Genomic DNA, 18,558 nt, shown 5'->3' with positions numbered 1-18,558 from the left:
CAAATATGTTGTTAATGGCGTTTGGCGGCCAGTTCTGCCTTGTGTTTGTTCTCACTGAACATGGTCAGCAGTAACAGCAATACCGCCCCCACACTACCACCGATCAACACCATAAAACCGCCATTCCAGCCGAAGGCGTCCACGGTGTAGCCCACAACTGCACTGGCTATCACTGACCCCCCCAGGTAACCGAACAGACCGGTGAAGCCCGCCGCAGTACCTGCGGCTTTTTTCGGTGCCAGCTCTAGGGCGTGCAGGCCGATCAACATCACTGGGCCGTAGATCAGGAAGCCGATGGCGATCATACAAGCCATATCGATGCCCGGGTTGCCCACCGGGTTCAACCAGTAAATAACGGTGGCAATAGTGACCAGGATCATAAAGAACACCCCGGTGGCACCACGGTTACCTTTAAACACCTTGTCCGACATCCAGCCACACAGCAGGGTGCCTGGAATACCGGCGTATTCGTAGAGGAAGTAGGCCCAGGATGATTTATCCAGTGTGAAGTGTTTCACTTCTTTCAGGTAGGTTGGCGACCAGTCAAGAATGCCATAACGCAGCAAATAGACAAACACGTTGGCGAAGGCGATGTACCACAACAACTTGTTAGGCAAGACATACTGCATGAAGATTTGCTTGGCAGTGAGTTCTTCTTCCGCTTTATCGCTGTAGTCGGTTGGATAATCGTTTTTGTACTCTTCAATGGGCGGCAAACCACAAGATTGTGGGGTATCACGCATTAAGGCAAAGGCGACCAGTGCGACCAGGATCGCGGCAAACGCAGGCATATACAGTGCGGCACGCCAGTCATTGAACCAGGCCATACCGAGCAGGAACAGCAATGGTGGTAAGCCCCCGCCCACGTTATGGGCACAGTTCCATATCGAAACGATACCGCCACGCTCTTTCTGTGACCACCAGTGCACCATGGTACGACCACAAGGCGGCCAGCCCATACCTTGGAACCAACCACACAGAAACAGCAGTACGAACATGATGGCAATGCTGGAGGTAGCCCAAGGCACAAAGCCCATAAATAACATCACAGCGGCTGAGAGGATCAACCCGGCAGGCAGGAATACCCGAGGGTTTGAACGGTCAGATACCGAGCCCATAATAAATTTGGAGAAACCATAGGCGATGGAAATACCTGACAGTGCAAAGCCGAGATCACCACGGCTGAACCCTTGCTCGACCAGATACGGCATCGCCAGGGTGAAGTTTTTACGCACCAGATAGTAGGCGGCGTAACCAAAGAAAATCCCCATAAAAATTTGCCAGCGCAGCTTACGGTAGAGCGGATCTACCTTATCGAGTGGCACACGGGAAATGTGTGCGGCTGGTTTAAATATACTCAGCATGAGCGCCTCCGATGGCTTTATCAGTTATTACATCAGCAGGAAACGGATCTCCTGAGGATGATTGAGCGGATATTGTTCTATAACGAGCATCATCCTAGTGAAAGCTGGCATTTTTCTCTGTGATGTGGCGCGCATTTGTTACAATTTTATGACAATTAATGTTTTTTGAGTGATTTATTAGCGTTTTGAGTGTGATTAAGGGGTTGTTAGCGTGATTTGAATCACTACTGTGGTTTTTTATTTTCGCTTCTTGCTCGTTATTGCTCCTTATCAAACAATTGTTCCTGGAGTTATGCCTAAATAGCCCTATGACCATAGAATTAGGGGGCGTGATGAGTAACAACTCACCAGTGACTGAAACGGAAGTGATCATCATTGGCGGCGGGGCTACCGGCGCGGGGATTGCTCGTGACTGCGCGCGGCGGGGATTGCGCTGTATTTTATTGGAACGGCATGACATCGCTACCGGGGCTACAGGGCGTAACCATGGGTTGTTACACAGTGGGGCTCGTTATGCTGTGACCGACAGTGAATCGGCCCGTGAATGCATTGAAGAGAATCGCATCCTTAAGCGTATTGCCCATCACTGTATTGAACCGACTAATGGCCTGTTTATTACCTTGCCACAGGATTCACTGGCGTATCAGCAGCAATTTATCTCGGCTTGCCACCAGGCCGGGATTGAGGCTGAAGCGATTGATCCCCAATTGGCCCGCCACCTCGAACCCGCGGCAAATCCTGACTTGATTGGCGCGGTACGCGTGCCGGATGGCACGGTGGATCCTTTCCGTTTGACGGCCGCCAATATGCTCGATGCCCGTGAGCATGGCGCACAGATCCTGACTTATCACCAAGTGACAGGGTTGTTGCGTGAAGCTGATCGTGTGACCGGAGTGCGCGTTTTCGACCATCAATTAGCGCACCATTATGATATCCATGCGCCGGTGGTGGTGAATGCTGCCGGCATCTGGGGGCAGCAAATCGCCGAGTATGCCGACCTGCGTGTCCGTATGTTCCCTGCCAAGGGGGCATTGCTGATCTTGGGGCATCGCATTAACAACATGGTGATTAACCGCTGCCGAAAACCCGCCGATGCCGACATTCTGGTGCCAGGGGATACCATCTCGCTGATTGGTACCACCTCGACGCATATTGATTATGACCAGATTGACAATATGGTGGTCACGCCGCAGGAAGTGGACCTGTTGCTCCGTGAAGGTTCGCTATTGGCACCTGAATTGGCACAAACCCGTATTCTGCGTGCTTACGCTGGCGTGCGGCCATTGGTTGCTTGTGATGATGATCCTTCTGGGCGCAGCGTCAGCCGAGGCATTGTGCTGCTCGACCACGCAGTGCGCGATGGGTTGGAGGGGTTTATCACCATTACTGGCGGTAAACTGATGACTTACCGACTGATGGCGCAGTGGGTAACGGATAAGGTGTGCGCCAAACTGGGGGTCGATACGCCTTGTACTACCGCCACAGAGGCGTTACCGGGTTCTCGTCAGTCGGCAGAAGAGACCGTGCGTAGTGTGGTTTCTCTTCCGGCCAGTATCCGTGGTTCGGCGGTCTATCGTCATGGTGATCTCGCTAGCCTGGTGCCGTCTGGCAATCGGCTGGATAACAGCCTGGTGTGTGAGTGTGAAGCGGTCACCGCCGGGGAAGTTCGCTATGCAGTGAACTCGCTGACGGTGAATAACCTGGTCGATTTACGCCGGCGTACCCGTGTCGGCATGGGCACCTGCCAAGGGGAACTGTGTGCCTGTCGTGCTGCGGGTTTACTGACGCGTTTTAAGGTGACAACCCCGCAGCAATCTATTGAACAACTTTCCCATTTCCTCAATGAGCGCTGGAAAGGTGTACGCCCGATTGCCTGGGGCGATGCCCTGCGGGAAAGTGAATTCACCAGTTGGGTTTATCAAGGTTTATGTGGTTTGGATGCGCCTGGCGAGTGCCAACAGGAGGCGGATGATGCAATTTGATGTGGTGGTGATTGGCGGAGGATTAGCCGGGTTGAGCTGTGCGATTCGCTTGGCGGAATCTGGCAAGCGTTGTGCCGTGGTCAGTAGTGGCCAGAGTGCGCTCTATTTCTCTTCCGGCTCTCTCGATCTCTTGGCGCAATTGCCGGATGGTACGGCTGTCAGTTCCCCTCTCGCCGCATTGCCAGTGCTGCAGCAACAGGCACCGCAGCATCCTTACAGTCTGCTAGGGGCTACTCAGGTTGCGACCTTGGCGCGGGAGGCGGAGGAGTTGCTGCAACGTTGTGGGGTTGCCATGCAAGGGAGCTGTGAGTGGAACCATTTGCGTGTTACGCCACTGGGCACGCGCCGGGCGACTTGGTTGAGTCCGCAGGCGATCCCGGTATCTGCGTGGGGGGGAAATTTGCCTTGGCAGCATATTGCAGTGCTGGGTATTGAGGGTTTTCTCGATTTCCAACCGCAGATGGCCGCCAGTTCGCTGATTGAAGAACAAAAGGTGATCGCTGAAGCGGCATTTTTGCATTTACCTCTTTTAGATCGTTTGCGTAATAACCCGAGTGAATTTCGCGCGGCGAACATTGCCCGTGTACTGGATCTGCCAGAGCATTTGGCGGCCTTGGCGGAAGAGGTGAAGCGACAGGCCGGCGAGGCCGAGGCTATTTTCTTGCCAGCCTGCCTGGGGCTGGAGAGTGACCAGCCGTTACTCGCATTACGCCAAGCAGTGGGCAGGCCGGTTTTCCTTCTGCCAACCTTACCGCCTTCGGTGTTGGGGATGCGTTTGTACCAGGCATTGCGCCAGCGCTTGCAACAACTGGGTGGTGTCTTTATGCCGGGAGATACCGTGTTGCGGGCCAGTATTGACCAGCAGCGCATTAGCGGATTGTATACCCGCAATCACACGGATATTCCGTTGCGCGCGCAGCAGGTGGTATTGGCGAGCGGCAGCTTCTTCAGCAACGGTTTGGTCGCTGATTTAGCCGGTATCCGTGAGCCGGTGTTCGGGCTGGATGTCTTCAGTAAAGCCGAGCGGGCCGACTGGAGTCACCCGGATTTTTTCGCGGCGCAGCCTTACCTGCAGTTTGGGGTAAAAACCGATGCCAATTTGCGAGCCCTTAAGCAGGGGGAAGCGATCACTAATCTGTATGCCATTGGTGCCGTGGCCGGTGGTTATGATCCGTTACAGCAAGGTTGTGGTGCTGGGGTTTCGTTGATTGGTGCCCTGCATGTGGCGCAGCAGATTATAGAGGGGCACAACGTAAAATGAGCCAGTCAAAAGACATGAGTTTTGAGAGCTGCATCAAATGTACGGTTTGTACCACCTACTGCCCGGTAGCCAAGGTTAATCCTCTCTATCCAGGGCCGAAACAGGCTGGGCCAGACGGTGAGCGTTTACGGTTGAAAGACCCAGCGCTTTACGATGAGGCGCTCAAATATTGCACCAACTGCAAGCGATGCGAAGTGGCCTGCCCTTCCGATGTGAAAATCGGTGACATTATCCAACGTGCTCGCGCCAATTTCAGCCAGAGTAAACCGACACTGCGTGATGCCATTCTCAGCCATACGGACATTATGGGCTCGTTATCAACCCCGTTTGCGCCGATTGTTAACGCCACCACTGGCCTGAAACCGGTACGCAAACTGTTGGATAAAGCGCTGAAGATTGACCATCGGCGTGAGCTGCCAAAATATTCGTTTGGTACTTTCCGCCGTTGGTACCGCCAGCAGGCGCAACAGCAGCAGCGTTATACCGAACAAGTGGCCTTTTTCCATGGCTGTTTTGTCAATTATAACCATCCCCAGTTGGGTAAAGATCTGATCAAGGTGTTTAACGCCATCGATATTGGTGTGCAGCTACTAGAGCGTGAAAAGTGCTGTGGCGTACCACTTATCGCCAATGGCTTTATGGCACAAGCGAAAAAGCAGGCCAAAGTGAATGCCGAATCACTGCATAAAGCGGTGGTGATGCAAGGTATTCCCGTGGTTGCCACCTCCTCTAGCTGTACGTTTACCCTACGTGACGAGTACCCGCATTTGCTGGATATCGACACCTCGGCAGTGCGTGAGCGAGTGGAATTGGCAACTCGATACCTCTACCGTTTGCTTCAGCAAGGTCGGACATTGCCACTCAACCCGATGCCGCTGCGAGTGGCTTACCACACGCCATGTCATATGGAAAAAATGGGCTGGACGGCTTATACGCTAGAACTGTTGCGGCAGATCCCAGGTTTGGAATTGGTCGTGCTGGATTCACAATGTTGCGGCATTGCCGGAACCTACGGTTTCAAGTCGGAGAACTATCAAACGGCGCAAGGTATTGGTGCCTCGTTGTTTCGGCAGATTGAAGCGAGTGGGGTGGATATGGTGATCACGGATTGTGAAACCTGCAAATGGCAGATAGAAATGTCCACCAGCAAGCGTTGTGAACACCCTATTACCTTGTTGGCCCAGGCTTTAGCATAGGGTGCAGAAGCTGCACCCTTAATACGATACCCGTCGGCACTCATGCCACGGGGAATAAACCGGTTATTACTTGCTGAATTTCAGTGTGTTGATAATAAGCTGTGCTTCGTCTTGCGCCTGCTGTGGGTTATCCGCCGGTAGTATGATCTGAATAGTCAGCAGATTATCATCCACCAGCGCCAGTAGGGTGGATGTGTAGGATTTTTGACCATTATCAGTGATGATGGTGTTTAGCTGGCGCATGGGGGTGCCATTGGCGTCAATGGTTTTATTGCTGAGCACTTCCAGGTTGGCATCACGGGTGCGTAGTTGGTGCTCCAGACGTTGAACCAATACCTCCAGACTCTCTGACGTTTTGTCCCCTAGCAACACGATCACAACACGTTGACCGCTGCTGTCGGCATAGACATAGCGATTATTGACCTGGCTATTGAGCTTGCTGCTTTGATCTGCCATGCCATTGGGCAGTGAGAAGGTCAACTTGCCATCCAATAAGCTCAGCGTCTGGTTTGCTGGGGTACTTGCCGGCGTGCCGTTGACGGGTTGTTTGTTGTCTTTGTTAGCGCCATCACAGGCAGCGAGGCCAAGTGCCAACAGGCTGATAGCCATCAATCTCACTACTTTACGCATTGGGCGTCCTTATTCTTTTACAGATAACAGATAAATGGAGTATGGCACTCAGTCACCTGGGTGTCAGATATCCCACAGGATAAGAGACGACGCCAGCATTACCACTGGCTTAACGGCAACCGGCTCTGCTGTTGGTGTGAAGACAGGCGCTTGAGCAACATGTTCAGCAGTACACCATACATCGGCAGGAAGAACAACATGCAGATCATGACCTTAAAGCTGTAATCTACCAGTGCGATCTCTACCCAGTTAGCGGCCATAAAAGGGTCACTGCTTTTGTAGAAAGCAATAAAAAAGAAGGCCATGGTATCACTGATATTACCCAGCAACATGGCAGCGGCTGGGGCGACCCACCAGGTACGGCGTTGACGCAAGCGGTTGAAAACATGCACATCGAGGATTTGGCCCAACACATAGGCCATAAAGCTGGCAACGGCAATCCGTGCTACAAGCAGGTTAAATTGGGTTAAAGCCGCAAACCCTTGCCATTCTCCCTGGAAGGTCACCGTAGAAATAATATAGGAGATCAGCAGCGCCGGGATCATCACGGAAAGAATGATCTTGCGTGCCAATGGTGCGCCGAAGATCCGTACCGTTAAATCAGTAGCCAGGAAGATAAATGGGAAGGTGAACGCTCCCCAAGTGGTGTGAAAGCCGAAAATGTTGATCGGCAATTGCACCAGATAGTTGCTGGAGGCAATGATGGTAATATGAAAGAGCGAAAGCCAAACCAGTGCGGTTAAGCGTTGCTGGGGGGTAAATGAATACATAATGTGACCTTTTTGGATAGATGGGGTGAGGGAACCCATGTCATTTTTTAGCTATGCGGCGGCATGATACGTGTTTGCGCAACGAATGCAATGGTTAAATTTAACGCAAACGGTAACGTATCTTGCGCAAAAAAACGACTGGCGTAAACTAAGCGCTGTTAAGATCCAGTAAGTATACTTGGATGTTTTTTGATCGAGAGAAGAATATGACTGACATTTTTGCCCAGGCAGACCAGACGCTAGATGCCTTGGGATTACGCTGCCCGGAACCGGTAATGATGGTGCGTAAAACGGTACGCTATATGGATAACGGCAAAACCTTGCTGATCATTGCCGATGATCCTGCCACTACCCGCGACATACCGGGTTTTTGCCGCTTTATGGAACACACTTTGCTGGCTCAGGAAACAGATAAGGCGCCGTATCGCTATCTGTTGCGCAAGGGGTTGGCGGAGTAACAGATATTTATACACTGGCCTCAGCAAGTTGCCGGTAAGCTGCAACTCGCTGGAGCCAGGGGAATCAGCGTTTTTTCAACAGCCGTAAGGCATTGGCGGTCACCAGTGCGGTAGCGCCGGAATCTGCCAGTACTGCCAACCATAAACCGGTTATCCCCAACAAAGTCGTGACCAGGAAAATCCCTTTCAGCCCTAACGCAATAGTAATGTTCTGGCGAATATTGGCCCGAGTGGCACGGGAAATACGGATCATCTCGGTGATTCCCACCAGCCGATTGTGGGTCAGTGCCGCATCGGCAGTTTCCAACGCCACATCAGTACCACTGCCCATAGCGATGCCGATACTGGCGGCTTTCATGGCTGGGGCATCATTGATGCCATCGCCAATCATGGCGGTGTGCTGCTGTTTGCTCAGTTCACTGACTATCCGCACTTTATCTTCTGGCATTAATCCGGCGCGATAGTCGATCCCCAGCTCACTGGCGATGGCGGCGGCAGCGCGCGGGTTATCACCAGTGAGCATCAGGCTACTAATCCCCAACGCTGCCAGTTGGGTCAGCGCCAGCTTGGCATCTTCGCGCAACACATCGCGCAGGGCCAACAGGCCAATGGGCGCGCCATCAACCAGCACCACCACGGCGGTTTTCCCCTCATTTTCCAGGGTGTCTACTTTGTGGTGCCATTCGCGGGTTAACTGATTTTCTGCCAGCTTGCCCGGTGTGCTGATCCGGATGATTTTACCGGCCACCTTGCCTTCAACGCCGATACCGGCCAGTGCGCGGCGGCCTTCAGCGAGAGGGAGTTCAACCCCGCGTTCTACCGCATGGTTGATGATAGCCTGCGCCAGTGGATGGTGTGACCCTGCTTCAACGGCGGCGGCAGTGGCCAGTAACACCTGCTCGCTGATCCCCTCGACGGGCAATACATCCGTCACCGTGGGTTTGCCTTGGGTTAATGTGCCGGTTTTATCGAACGCGATGGTCTGTACTTGTCCCAACTGCTCCAGGGCTGCCCCGCCTTTAATCAGCGCACCGCGACGTGTTGCTGCCGCCAGCCCGGAAGTGATCGCGGCAGGTGTGGAAATGACCAAGGCACATGGGCAACCGATCAGCAGTAATGTCAGCCCGCGGTAAATCCACAGCGACCAAGGCTCCGCCAATAGCAAAGGGGGGATCAGGATCACTGCCAGTGCCAAGAGCATGATCGCCGGGGTGTAGTAACGGCTAAAGCGGTCGATGAAACGCTCAATGGGAGCACGGCGCTCTTCGGCTTCTTCAATTAATTGCAGAATGCGGTCAATGGCATTGTTGCCCGGTTCCGAGATGACGGTTACCTGTATCGCCTGATCGACAGACAAACTGCCAGCCGCAATTTTCTCCCCTTGCTGGCGCTCTACTGGTACGGACTCCCCAGTTAAGGCACTTTCGTCAAAGCTGGCAAACGGGTTGAGTAATTCAGCGTCAGCAGGTAAGCGGCCACCCGGGGCGATTTCTATTACATCGCCAGGGCGCAGGCTGGCAACCGTAACACGCTTACGTTGATTACCCTGGATCAGCCAGGCATCTTCCGGGACTAAGGCCATCAACGCCTTAATGCCACGTCGTGCTCGCTTGGCGGCATAGGATTCCAGCAACTCACCCAACATAAATAGCAGTAGCACCATCGCCGCTTCTGCGGTGGCACCAATAAATAGTGCGCCGATGGCCGCGACACTCATCAATGTTTCTATGGCGAACGGGGTACCTGAACGAATCAGTCGTAACGCTTTGCTGGCAATGGGCAACAGTCCAGCCAGGGCTGTGATAATAAAGGCAATATTGCCCCATTGTGGGTTGAAAATATCAATCATCCAACTGGTGAACATCAACCCGGAGAGCAGTAATAATGGGGTAAATTCCCCCCAGTGGATGGTTTTAACTTCACTGTTTTGGTGGTTGGCTGTGGGGCTCAGTAGGGTAAACCCCGCGCGTTTTACGGCGTTTCGCACATTGATGCTTATATCTGACTGGGCATCCACCACCAGCTTTTCAGTCGCAAACAGCACCTGTACCTGATTCACGCCAGGAAGTGATGCAACGGCATTTTCAATTTTTTTTGCGCAACTGGGGCAATCCATACCCGTCACTGTCCAACTGAAGCGCTGACTGCCGCGAGGGGGAGCGGCAGCCAGACTGTCGCTCTCCTCATCAGGATCATCATGGTGGGCACAACAGCCATTCTGGTTATCGTGCTCATGAGGCTGTTCAGGAGAATGGTCAGGGTTTCCCTCCATTGCCGCTTTTTTATGGCTGCAGCCATGTTGTGTTTGGCTGTGTTGATGGCTGCAATGGCAGTTGTTTTGCTGGTTTTTCTCTTGGTGGTGGTGCTCTTGGTGAGTATGCATAGTGCCCCCTCAGGCAATCACTTGAAACAACGCTGGTGTCTGATAAAAAGTCTACACCTTGGAGTAGACTCTAGAGTCAAGCGTGAGATCCGCAATGTTATGCCAGTTGCAGCAGTGGTGGCTTTTTGAGCCCCAGCAGGAGCGGATTTGCCGTGGATGATGAGGATAGGCCATCGCAGTTTGGTCGTGAATGAGCCAATGGGGCTTGCGAAAAAATCTGGTTATGGCTTTTCTATTTTGTTAGTATCCGTTTGAATTTTGTTCAAACAACAGACGAGGAAAAGCAAATGGCCTCTTTTTCAATGAGGACAAATGCCATATTCGCTTTCTTTATTTTTGTATTGACTACCGGTTTTAGCTTCGCTTCAACCAGTGCCATAACGAACATAGAGTATTCTCATAAAGGCAAGCAGCCTCAGCAGATGCTGCCTGATTTGCGAAAGTACCCTTCTGGCACACCCCGTAAGAAAGCGTTTCTTAATGTCATTGTCCCTACGATTGATAGACTCAATCGTGAAATTATGAATGACAGGAGCTGGTTACTGGAACACCAGGATGCCAAGCACTGGTCACCGAGTGATATCGCCAAGCTCAGAACCCTGTGTCAGCGCTACAATATGACATGCAACTCACCGAAGCGCACCAACTGGGGTTCGTTGTTACATCGCGTCGATATTTTGCCTACCCACTTCGTTGCCACACAGGCTGCAACGGAATCCGGTTGGGGCACATCAAAACTGGCTCAATCCAACAACAACCTTTTTGGTTTGCGTTGCGGACAAAACTGCGTTACCGCACCAGGTCAGGTGAAAGGTTATTACGCTTACAAAACCATTGAGGACGGTGTTATCGCCTACATTAAGAATATGAATACACATAAGGCGTATAACTCACTGCGTTCAGAGCGGGCAAAACAGCGTCTGGGTGAGGATGATTCACTGAGTACACCAGAACTGATCCGTCAGCTGTCAGGTTATTCTCAGAAGGGTGCCTCCTATAACCGCTATCTGCTGCAGATGTATGACAGTAATAAGACACTGATTTCGAAGGCCCAGAAAGTGGCCCGGAACTCATAAATCGTACCCTCCTGGTTCACTGAGCCAGGAGGGTAGATTGATGTTCTATTTCATATCCCCAAGTTCAATCCACTCGCCGCGGGTCGGCAATCGAATCAATCCTGGTGATTTTCCATCAGTTAGTGATTTAGATTGAATACGAGTATTCCTATTGAATATTATTTGATAAATTTTATTATACTCTGCGTTCTTACTATCGGCGTTCTTCGTTCGTCTGTGCAGAGTCTGATATGAATTTCTTTTCATTTGAATTTATTGCCTGTTTTACCCCTTTTTTTCTGGCTTACTGGCTCTGTCAAAAAAATGTTCGATTACAAAACATTCTTTTAATCACAGCGAGTTATCTTTTTGTTTTTTCGTTCCAAGCGAACTTTGCTTATGTTCTGGCAGGGTATACGTTGTTTATTTACCTGCTGGCAAATGTTCTTAGCGGCTATTTATCGTCACGTTGGATATATAGTCTGTTAGGAATCGGGATCGTCGGTAGTTTTATCGTTTTCAAGTACTACGGTTTTTTACAGGAATCACTGCAAGGAGTGCTGAATCAGGCTGGCATTGAGGCTGAGCTGCCGACACTCGCCATGCTTGCACCGCTGGGACTCTCTTTCTATGTATTCCACTCAGTGAGTTATGTGGTGTCTGTCTGCCGTAAAGAGATCGAAAAAGCCCCTTTTTGGGATGTGGTGCTTTATCTCTGCTTCTTTCCGAGTATCGTGGCCGGTCCGATTAATCGCGCACTCACCTTTATGCCGCAGGTTCAGGCGGGATCACGAGAAATTATCGATTATAAAAAAGCGCTGTTACTCATTATCCTGTCGATGGTGAAACTATTTTTGTTCAGCGCCTATTTATCTGAGAATTTTGTCAACCCGGTGTTCAGTTCGCCAGTCAGTTACAATGCCGGGGAGAACCTGGTGGCGGTTTACGCCTACGCGTGGAATATCTACTTTAATTTCTCCGGCTATACCAATCTGGTGACGGGGATCGCGATGTTGCTCGGCTTTGTGTTACCCGTGAACTTTAATGCCCCTTACCTCGCCACTAACTTGAAAGAGTTTTGGGCACGCTGGCACATCAGTTTATCCAAGTTCATTCGTGATTACGTCTATATTCCCCTCGGCGGAAACCGGAAAGGTACATTCCGCATGAATATAAATGCTTTTATTGCCATGGTGATCTCGGGTATTTGGCATGGTGTTGGCCTGCCGTTTATCATCTGGGGGGCGCTCCACGGGGTGGGGATCGTGTTGATAAACATCAAACATAAGCTCTTCCCATTGCATCAAGGCCCCGCTACCTCAATATGGCAGAAAACCAACGTTTGGCTGGCGCGTATTTTTACCTTCCATGTGGTCTGCCTGACGTGGATTTTCTTCCGCAGTGCCACCTTTAACGATGCAATCACCATGTTGACACAACTGACTACCGGTGGATGGGGTGAGTCGTTTCTCACCAGTGCGCCGATGCTTATTGCGTTCTGGGGGCTGTTATTGCTGTATCCGCAGTGCGTTGCGCTGTATCACTGGGTGGGTCGACATTATCAGCGTGTGTCGTGGATTTATTATCCGCTGCCGCTGGCACTTTTTATGACGTTGGTTTTCATTTTATCGCCTTCAGGTATGCCGGGTTTTATTTATGCAAACTTTTGATTTTACAGAAAATGTTGAGCGTGCACTGAAAGTGGTCTTTATCGTTGTGATAACAACTTTTGCGCTGGTCTGGATAAATCAGAGTGCGCTGGAGCGCTACTGGCAGCAGATGTATCACCAGTCTGCACCATGGGCAAGATTACAGGGATATTACGCGTGGGATCTCGGTGGCTATCTTTTAGAGGGGGGGGCGAGTGCCGGTGAGACGATGTGGTTGCATATTCAGGGTAATCATATTGTCGAAACCGTTGAACCGACAGAACCGACAGAACGGACAGAACCGACAGAACGGACAGAACCGACAGAACGGACAGAACGGACAGAACGGACAGAACGGACAGAACCGACAGAACCGACAGAATCGACAGAACCGACAGAATCGACAGAATCGACAGAATCGGTTAAAGAGACCATGGCGAGCAGTGTGGAATCTTCGCAAGGATTTCAGGTGGGGTTACATTTTATTAATGGTTATCTCCATCCGGTAGTTGGATTGTCAGTGCCGTTCCCGGAATTGTTGAATCGTCATCATCTCGTGGTCGTTAGAGCGTCGTTGAAATCGAATTCGGAACAGGGCGTTGAACAGGTAGCGGTGAAGAAAACAGCGAAATCAGTCATTGAGCTTGCCAAGGGAGATGCTGTTTTCTTTGTCGGTGATTCCCTCATGCAGGGGGTTGCCCCAGTGCTACAATCACAGCTCACCAAAAACTACGGTATTGAAAGCCTTAACCTCAGTAAGCAGAGTACCGGCTTAGCGTATCCGAAATTCTTCAATTGGCCGGAAACAGTCAGGAAGACCTTGAAGACTCATCCGAATATTCGGTTGATGGTGGTGTTCCTCGGGCCCAATGACCCCTGGGATATGCCGTCTGAAGGGGGCGGCGGGCGCTATTTGCGCTTTACTTCACCAGAGTGGGAAGCCCAGTATCGCAAGCGGATCCAGGATATCTTGATAGCGGCAGAGCAATATCACGTGGATGTTATCTGGATCGGGCCGCCGAATATGCGCAAAGAGACGTTGTCGAATGGTGTACACTACCTCAGTGATCTCTATCAGTCGGAAGTCTCCCAGGCAGGGCAGGTCTGGCTTTCCGCAAATATAATTTTTAAATATCAGGGCAATACCTATTCCGATTATATCGGTGACAATAGCAGCAACATCAAGCTACGCAGTGGGGATGGCATCCATTTCACCTATAAAGGGCAGAAAATTCTCGCAGATACGGTATTGAGTATGATTAAATTTAACGCCGCACCGGATGAGCAGCCTGAGGCGCAAGAAGAAACACATCATGAAACAACAAAAACACCCGTTGAGGCACCGTAACCTATTAAAAAAAGGTCTTTGTTTCGCTGCTATCTTCGGTTTGCTCTCTTGTCAATTGACGAAAGAAAAGCAACCAGAGCAACAGCCGCAAACTGAGGTGCAACTGGGGGCACATAATGATTTGACCAATTTCGGCGAGCCGAATTTTAACCGTTTTACCCAGCGGCTGCGCGATCCTTCCGCTCGCGTGCATATCGTGCAGATGGGGGATTCCCATACGGCGGCGGATTTCTTTTCCGGTGCACTGCGTGATAAATTCCAGGCACGTTACGGCGATGCCGGGATTGGTTTGGTACCACCCAGTAATATCGTTGGGCAGCGTAGCGCTAATTTGATTTTCACCGAACCCAAAAAACAGTGGTCGTTCCTGACCAGCAGAAAAGATAACGCACCGAATTTCCCGCTGGGCGGTTTTATCATTTCGCCATTGGCCGAGCATAGTTCTCTGATGATGAAAGAGCGAAATGCTTCAGTAAATCAGTATAATATGCAGGCTCTGTATCAGGCTGATTATCCCGCATCGCTCAGGGTACAATCCAATAATGTGGCTATGTTGAACCTGCAGCCCTCTTCTGGATGGCGTTTTTCTGAGCCCGTTCCAGTGGTATTCCCCGCGACCATCACCACCAATCAGCAAACGTCACTCAACATTGGTGGTTGGCTGATTACCCGTGATCATCCCGGGGTGATGCTATCTTCTGTGGGCATCAACGGTGCGACCATTGCGATGATGGATAAATGGGCAGCGCAATGGATCAATACTTTGGCGGATACCGCACCGGATATGGTGATCCTCGCTTACGGGACTAATGAAGCCTTTAATGACACCCTCGATCTGGCGCTTTACCGTGAACAACTGACATCAATTGTCGGTAAAATTCGTCAAACAATACCCAATGCGGTGATCCTGCTGGTCGGCCCCGGGGACAGCATTAAAAACAAAGCTGCACCGGACTGTCATTCACAACAACCCGCCAATCTACGCAACGTGATTAAGGTCCAGCAGTCGGTGGCGAAAAGTGAAGGATTGCTCTATTGGGACTGGCAACAGTATATGGGCGGCGATTGTGCCATGAATAACTGGGCACAGAACGGTCTGGCCAGGCCAGATAAAGTTCACTTCACTGTTGGTGGTTATGAGCGTAGTGCCAAAGCGCTTTACAAAGCACTGGATGTCCTGATAAGCCAACAGTAAGAAAATCATCACGCCAGTGAATGCTGGCGTGATTAATTCTCGCCGCTGACCCACCTCCTATTTTTTATTCGCGCTCTGCTTGAACACTGTCAGGAGAGTGTAACGCCAATCTGAATTTACCGTGACCCATGACCAAGTAGCCCAATCTAATCGATTAGGGGCGAAGAATGTATTGAGATTAATTTAGTCGAGGGAAAGCAGGTTCGGCGCACCGAACCTGCTGGGAACGATAATGTGAACTACAAATAGAGTGAGCGCACAATCAGGAAATGGCCAACGAAATAGCAGAAAGCCGTGACACCATCGGCAGCGCGGAAGGTAAACCGGTAACGGTTCAGCAGCCAGACCGCATTGGCCACCAGCAGCAATAAAGAACCTATCAGCAGTGAGAAGGCCAGATCAGTGCTGCGCAGGAAATAATGCTCGCCAGCTATCCAGACCATCAGCAGTGTCATCACCACCAGCGTAGTGATCGGCCAGCGCATCTCTTCCAGCCGGCTCCAGATGGTAGCCAATAATAACGCACCAAAGGCCAGTAAGACCAAGGGCAACGGCCAGAAAAAACTAAAGGTCATCTGGCTGGCGAAACTCAGGGTATACAGCAAATGCGACAGGAAGAACGCGCCAATGGCGTACAGCAACCGTTCATTGGGGAGTTGCAATAAGATGTCACCGGCCAAGGTTGCCAGCAGGCCAAAGACGATTAGGTAACCCGCTACGCCTAACTCCGGGGCTTGCCAGGCTAATAACAGTAATAGGAGTAACGTGACGGGTTTGAATACCCAGCGTTGCCAATGGGGTCCACGGTAGGAGGCATCAACGAACAGCCAACCGGAAAAAAATACAGCAAGGAACGGCCAACTCATAGTCTCTTCCTTCTTTCATTGGCATCGACCCATCGCCTTTCAGCGATACCGTGGTATTGGCTGTATCTTCTCACCCAATGGATCAATTTATCGGGCTCGATTGCCGTTTACTGGTATCACCCGATCACTTGGGTATCGGTGCCTAGATTGTCATTCTGTCAGTGTATACTTTATATCACCGTAAGTAGTAACACACTGGTCCCGATTATTTTTTTTTAACTGGAGATTGTTTTTTATTCCATACCAGCAGCTCAAAAACGCCAAAAATAAAGATTTTGGTTTCTTGCCAGCGGCTGATTGGACTCTCTTTCGGTTGCGTTGATTTGAGTAGTACCAACTGCAACCCGTGCATAACCACCATAAAGAACAGGGCTATATCGATAAAATATTTCAGGGGTTTGGGGAACGGGTTAAACAGATTAGCGAGGAGAAAACCCCAGACACAGAGCATTAATAAACGGCCCAGATTAATCAGCATCTTCGGTTTTCTCTTCAACGGATCGGGTGTAAAGGCGGTAAGCCACCTGACCGGCAACTTTTTCGCGGTGTAATTTCCAGGTCACCGGGACTTCGCTGGCAGCGCTTTCGGCTTCAGCTTCGACATAAATCCAAGCTTCATCCGCCAGCCAACCTTGTTGTTCCAGTAGCGTCATGGTTTCAGTCAGTAGTCCTTGGCGAAAAGGCGGATCGAGAAATACCACATCAAAGGGGGACCCTTTTCCCCCCAGCCAGGTTAATGCGTTGGTATTAATCACACTGCCATTGCCGTTCAGTAATGCCAGGTTTTTCTCCAGTTGCTGTGCTACCGGGCGCTGATATTCCAACAGCGTGGCACTTTCTGCGTAGCGAGACAGCGCCTCCAACCCTAATGCACCACTACCGGCAAAGCAATCCAGGCAACGGGCCCCTTGGATCACCGGGGCTAACCAGTTGAATAAAGTTTCACGCACGCGATCAGTGGTAGGACGTAACCCTTCACTGTTAGGAACGGGCAACTTTCGCCCGCGCCATTGACCACCGATGATGCGGATCTGCCCCGCAGAGCTGGAATGCGGTGTTTTACGTATACCGTGTGCCGCTATTTTTGCCATAACAACATCTTAAAAGAGTAAGGTTAACGAAAAGTTACTACTATTCTATACTCAAGTTCATTCAAGTTGCAGGATAAAACGCTCTGTGTTTTGAACCGTGCTTGTGCCGTAGCGTGGGCGGTGCAGGGTTGAGCTGAGCAGAACGCAACTCGGCGTCATCTCTTTGACGCTGAGTTTAGGCTGCAAGAGTCGTTATTGACTGCAGGTAAGTGGATTAAATGAGAGCGTGGAACTGGCTTAATTCTTTTACTGTTTGTGGTAAGCCTTGCCTCAGTAGTCCAGTAAGATACTCCTCGACTGATTTTGGTGGTTTCTTCATGTTGTGACGCTGTTTGTTTACTGCGGATAACACAAACGCCTGGTTCAAATCGAACAGATCTGTAACGAAGTCATCAGGGTGTAGGGCTTCAATATCGAAGTTATTGAGCGAGGACTGGGGAAAGTCTTTCAGGTTAAATGTAACGATAATTTCGGCGTTACTGCGGACGGCGGCTGCAACCACATGCCGATCGTCAAGGTCAGGAAGCATGATGCCTGGAATGAGCGGTTCGAATCCGGTCACCATTGCATCAGGAACACTCTTATTCATTAACTCGCTTGTTCGCGATATTTGCTCCGGGGTTAAGTCAGGTCTATTTGCCCGTAAATTACGTTGCCACTCATCCTCAATTATGGCTGTCCATCTGGGCTGATACAGTCCCGTTAGCACCAAGTGGATTAATAAATCGCGCAGGAAAGAGGGATAAAGTACGCAAGCATCTAACACTACCGGATAAGGTGTATGAGTCATTAGTAAAGTCCGAGATCCTGACTATGGTCTGCCAACTCCTGCATTGCTTTACTGCTTTCGTTATCCCGATGGTGTTTATAGTCCATCAGGTCAGCGAAAAGTACACGGCGGTGACGACCGGTTTTATGAAAAGGTAGCTTCCCCTCTTCCAGGAGTTTCACCATGTGAGGGCGTGAAACATTCAGAATGTTAGCGGCTTCCTGCGTGGTTAATTCAGCATGCACAGGAACAACCTGAACGGCGTTACCCACGGCCAGCTCACCTAAAATCGACATCAGCAGTGTCAGTGAAGACGTCGGCAATTCGATCTGGTGGGTGTTGTTATCTGCGTCCTGAATCGATATTTTTTGTGTTTCCATCTTAGTGGAGAGATAGGCTGCAAGCTCTCTTTGTCCACGTACAGCGGCCTCAATTTCCCTTGGAGCCGGAAGGCTCAAGCTATCAATAATTGAGTTGGTCATTTGAGTGTTCCAGTTTATCTAATTAATTTAGATTATTAATATTAGCGAGTTAGTTTCAG

17 protein-coding genes are annotated in these 18,558 nt (G+C 50.7%); 8 read left to right on the top strand and 9 right to left on the bottom strand.

The window, feature by feature from the left end:
* Positions 1 to 11: 11 nt before the first annotated feature.
* Positions 12 to 1,364, bottom strand: a complete 1,353-nt coding sequence (glpT, locus tag IO95_RS09605; RefSeq protein WP_023489561.1) for a glycerol-3-phosphate transporter — start codon at positions 1,362 to 1,364, stop codon at positions 12 to 14.
* Between the two features lie 332 nt (positions 1,365 to 1,696).
* On the opposite strand from glpT, the gene glpA reads away from it, so the two are divergent.
* From glpA to glpC, 3 genes are read left to right on the top strand one after another with little or no spacing between them, the layout of a single operon-like run.
* A complete protein-coding gene (glpA, locus tag IO95_RS09600) occupies positions 1,697 to 3,346 on the top strand; it encodes an anaerobic glycerol-3-phosphate dehydrogenase subunit A (RefSeq protein WP_023489560.1) in 1,650 nt (549 codons plus the stop codon).
* Positions 3,336 to 4,607 (top strand): glycerol-3-phosphate dehydrogenase subunit GlpB, encoded by a 1,272-nt coding sequence (glpB, locus tag IO95_RS09595; RefSeq protein WP_023489559.1) that lies wholly within the window; start codon positions 3,336 to 3,338, stop codon positions 4,605 to 4,607. The genes glpA and glpB overlap by 11 nt, the downstream gene beginning before the upstream one ends.
* Positions 4,604 to 5,803, top strand: a complete 1,200-nt coding sequence (gene glpC, locus IO95_RS09590) for an anaerobic glycerol-3-phosphate dehydrogenase subunit GlpC (protein WP_023489558.1) — start codon at positions 4,604 to 4,606, stop codon at positions 5,801 to 5,803. The genes glpB and glpC overlap by 4 nt, the downstream gene beginning before the upstream one ends.
* Before the next feature lie 66 nt (positions 5,804 to 5,869).
* Here the strand turns inward: glpC and IO95_RS09585 are convergent, their stop codons facing one another.
* Complete coding sequence (locus tag IO95_RS09585) at positions 5,870 to 6,433, bottom strand: DcrB family lipoprotein (RefSeq protein ID WP_023489557.1); 564 nt, start codon at positions 6,431 to 6,433, stop codon at positions 5,870 to 5,872.
* Positions 6,434 to 6,531: 98 nt separating this feature from the next.
* Complete coding sequence (locus tag IO95_RS09580) at positions 6,532 to 7,203, bottom strand: 7-cyano-7-deazaguanine/7-aminomethyl-7-deazaguanine transporter (protein ID WP_023489556.1); 672 nt, start codon at positions 7,201 to 7,203, stop codon at positions 6,532 to 6,534.
* A gap of 206 nt (positions 7,204 to 7,409) precedes the next feature.
* Here IO95_RS09580 and tusA point away from each other — a divergent pair, with 206 nt between their 5' ends.
* A complete protein-coding gene (gene tusA / locus IO95_RS09575) occupies positions 7,410 to 7,661 on the top strand; it encodes a sulfurtransferase TusA (RefSeq protein ID WP_023489555.1) in 252 nt (83 codons plus the stop codon).
* 64 nt (positions 7,662 to 7,725) lie between these two features.
* Here the strand turns inward: tusA and IO95_RS09570 are convergent, their stop codons facing one another.
* Positions 7,726 to 10,044, bottom strand: coding sequence for a zinc/cadmium/mercury/lead-transporting ATPase (locus IO95_RS09570; RefSeq protein WP_023489554.1), 2,319 nt, complete (start codon positions 10,042 to 10,044; stop codon positions 7,726 to 7,728).
* Positions 10,045 to 10,331: 287 nt separating this feature from the next.
* Between IO95_RS09570 and IO95_RS09565 the strand changes: the two genes are divergently transcribed.
* From IO95_RS09565 to IO95_RS09550, 4 genes are all read left to right on the top strand, one after another.
* A complete protein-coding gene (locus tag IO95_RS09565; protein WP_023489553.1) occupies positions 10,332 to 11,120 on the top strand; it encodes a protein bax in 789 nt (262 codons plus the stop codon).
* Between the two features lie 230 nt (positions 11,121 to 11,350).
* Positions 11,351 to 12,769 (top strand): MBOAT family protein, encoded by a 1,419-nt coding sequence (locus IO95_RS09560; RefSeq protein ID WP_037385049.1) that lies wholly within the window; start codon positions 11,351 to 11,353, stop codon positions 12,767 to 12,769.
* Positions 12,756 to 14,096 carry an SGNH family hydrolase gene (locus IO95_RS09555; RefSeq protein ID WP_037385046.1) on the top strand — a complete coding sequence of 447 codons (1,341 nt, stop codon included), beginning with the start codon at positions 12,756 to 12,758 and terminating at the stop codon, positions 14,094 to 14,096. The genes IO95_RS09560 and IO95_RS09555 overlap by 14 nt, the downstream gene beginning before the upstream one ends.
* Positions 14,062 to 15,291, top strand: coding sequence for an SGNH/GDSL hydrolase family protein (locus IO95_RS09550; RefSeq protein WP_023492108.1), 1,230 nt, complete (start codon positions 14,062 to 14,064; stop codon positions 15,289 to 15,291). The genes IO95_RS09555 and IO95_RS09550 overlap by 35 nt, the downstream gene beginning before the upstream one ends.
* A 239-nt stretch (positions 15,292 to 15,530) precedes the next feature.
* On the opposite strand, the gene IO95_RS09545 is transcribed toward IO95_RS09550, so the two are convergent.
* The 5 genes from IO95_RS09545 to IO95_RS09525 form a co-directional block, all read right to left on the bottom strand.
* Positions 15,531 to 16,157, bottom strand: coding sequence for a lysoplasmalogenase (locus tag IO95_RS09545; protein ID WP_023492107.1), 627 nt, complete (start codon positions 16,155 to 16,157; stop codon positions 15,531 to 15,533).
* A gap of 205 nt (positions 16,158 to 16,362) precedes the next feature.
* Entirely contained in the window at positions 16,363 to 16,635 is a 273-nt protein-coding gene (locus IO95_RS09540; protein WP_023492106.1) for a DUF1145 family protein, read from the bottom strand.
* The gene (gene rsmD, locus IO95_RS09535; RefSeq protein ID WP_023492105.1) at positions 16,625 to 17,248 is read right to left on the bottom strand and encodes a 16S rRNA (guanine(966)-N(2))-methyltransferase; all 624 of its coding nucleotides are present in this window, start codon (positions 17,246 to 17,248) and stop codon (positions 16,625 to 16,627) included. Before rsmD ends, IO95_RS09540 begins: the two co-directional genes overlap by 11 nt.
* 214 nt (positions 17,249 to 17,462) lie before the next feature.
* Positions 17,463 to 18,038 (bottom strand): putative toxin-antitoxin system toxin component, PIN family, encoded by a 576-nt coding sequence (locus tag IO95_RS09530; RefSeq protein WP_023492104.1) that lies wholly within the window; start codon positions 18,036 to 18,038, stop codon positions 17,463 to 17,465.
* Positions 18,038 to 18,499, bottom strand: a complete 462-nt coding sequence (locus IO95_RS09525; protein ID WP_023489685.1) for a helix-turn-helix domain-containing protein — start codon at positions 18,497 to 18,499, stop codon at positions 18,038 to 18,040. Before IO95_RS09525 ends, IO95_RS09530 begins: the two co-directional genes overlap by 1 nt.
* Between the last annotated feature and the right edge of the window lie 59 nt (positions 18,500 to 18,558).

It is taken from the genome of Serratia sp. DD3, from assembly GCF_000496755.2.
Note: the sequence above shows the minus strand (reverse complement) of the source record. Positions and strands in the feature narration are given on the sequence as shown.

What these genes read in the sequence shown, in the direction of transcription:
- glpT (WP_023489561.1), bottom strand. Translation starts at nt 1,364, where the DNA reads ATGCTGAGTATATTTAAACCAGCCGCACACATTTCCCGTGTGCCACTC.
- glpA (WP_023489560.1), top strand. Translation starts at nt 1,697, where the DNA reads ATGAGTAACAACTCACCAGTGACTGAAACGGAAGTGATCATCATTGGC.
- IO95_RS09550 (WP_023492108.1), top strand. Translation starts at nt 14,062, where the DNA reads ATGAAACAACAAAAACACCCGTTGAGGCACCGTAACCTATTAAAAAAA.
- IO95_RS09585 (WP_023489557.1), bottom strand. Translation starts at nt 6,433, where the DNA reads ATGCGTAAAGTAGTGAGATTGATGGCTATCAGCCTGTTGGCACTTGGC.
- tusA (WP_023489555.1), top strand. Translation starts at nt 7,410, where the DNA reads ATGACTGACATTTTTGCCCAGGCAGACCAGACGCTAGATGCCTTGGGA.
- rsmD (WP_023492105.1), bottom strand. Translation starts at nt 17,248, where the DNA reads ATGGCAAAAATAGCGGCACACGGTATACGTAAAACACCGCATTCCAGC.
- IO95_RS09525 (WP_023489685.1), bottom strand. Translation starts at nt 18,499, where the DNA reads ATGACCAACTCAATTATTGATAGCTTGAGCCTTCCGGCTCCAAGGGAA.
- glpC (WP_023489558.1), top strand. Translation starts at nt 4,604, where the DNA reads ATGAGCCAGTCAAAAGACATGAGTTTTGAGAGCTGCATCAAATGTACG.
- IO95_RS09560 (WP_037385049.1), top strand. Translation starts at nt 11,351, where the DNA reads ATGAATTTCTTTTCATTTGAATTTATTGCCTGTTTTACCCCTTTTTTT.
- glpB (WP_023489559.1), top strand. Translation starts at nt 3,336, where the DNA reads ATGCAATTTGATGTGGTGGTGATTGGCGGAGGATTAGCCGGGTTGAGC.
- IO95_RS09540 (WP_023492106.1), bottom strand. Translation starts at nt 16,635, where the DNA reads ATGCTGATTAATCTGGGCCGTTTATTAATGCTCTGTGTCTGGGGTTTT.
- IO95_RS09545 (WP_023492107.1), bottom strand. Translation starts at nt 16,157, where the DNA reads ATGAGTTGGCCGTTCCTTGCTGTATTTTTTTCCGGTTGGCTGTTCGTT.
- IO95_RS09555 (WP_037385046.1), top strand. Translation starts at nt 12,756, where the DNA reads ATGCAAACTTTTGATTTTACAGAAAATGTTGAGCGTGCACTGAAAGTG.
- IO95_RS09580 (WP_023489556.1), bottom strand. Translation starts at nt 7,203, where the DNA reads ATGTATTCATTTACCCCCCAGCAACGCTTAACCGCACTGGTTTGGCTT.
- IO95_RS09570 (WP_023489554.1), bottom strand. Translation starts at nt 10,044, where the DNA reads ATGCATACTCACCAAGAGCACCACCACCAAGAGAAAAACCAGCAAAAC.
- IO95_RS09565 (WP_023489553.1), top strand. Translation starts at nt 10,332, where the DNA reads ATGGCCTCTTTTTCAATGAGGACAAATGCCATATTCGCTTTCTTTATT.
- IO95_RS09530 (WP_023492104.1), bottom strand. Translation starts at nt 18,038, where the DNA reads ATGACTCATACACCTTATCCGGTAGTGTTAGATGCTTGCGTACTTTAT.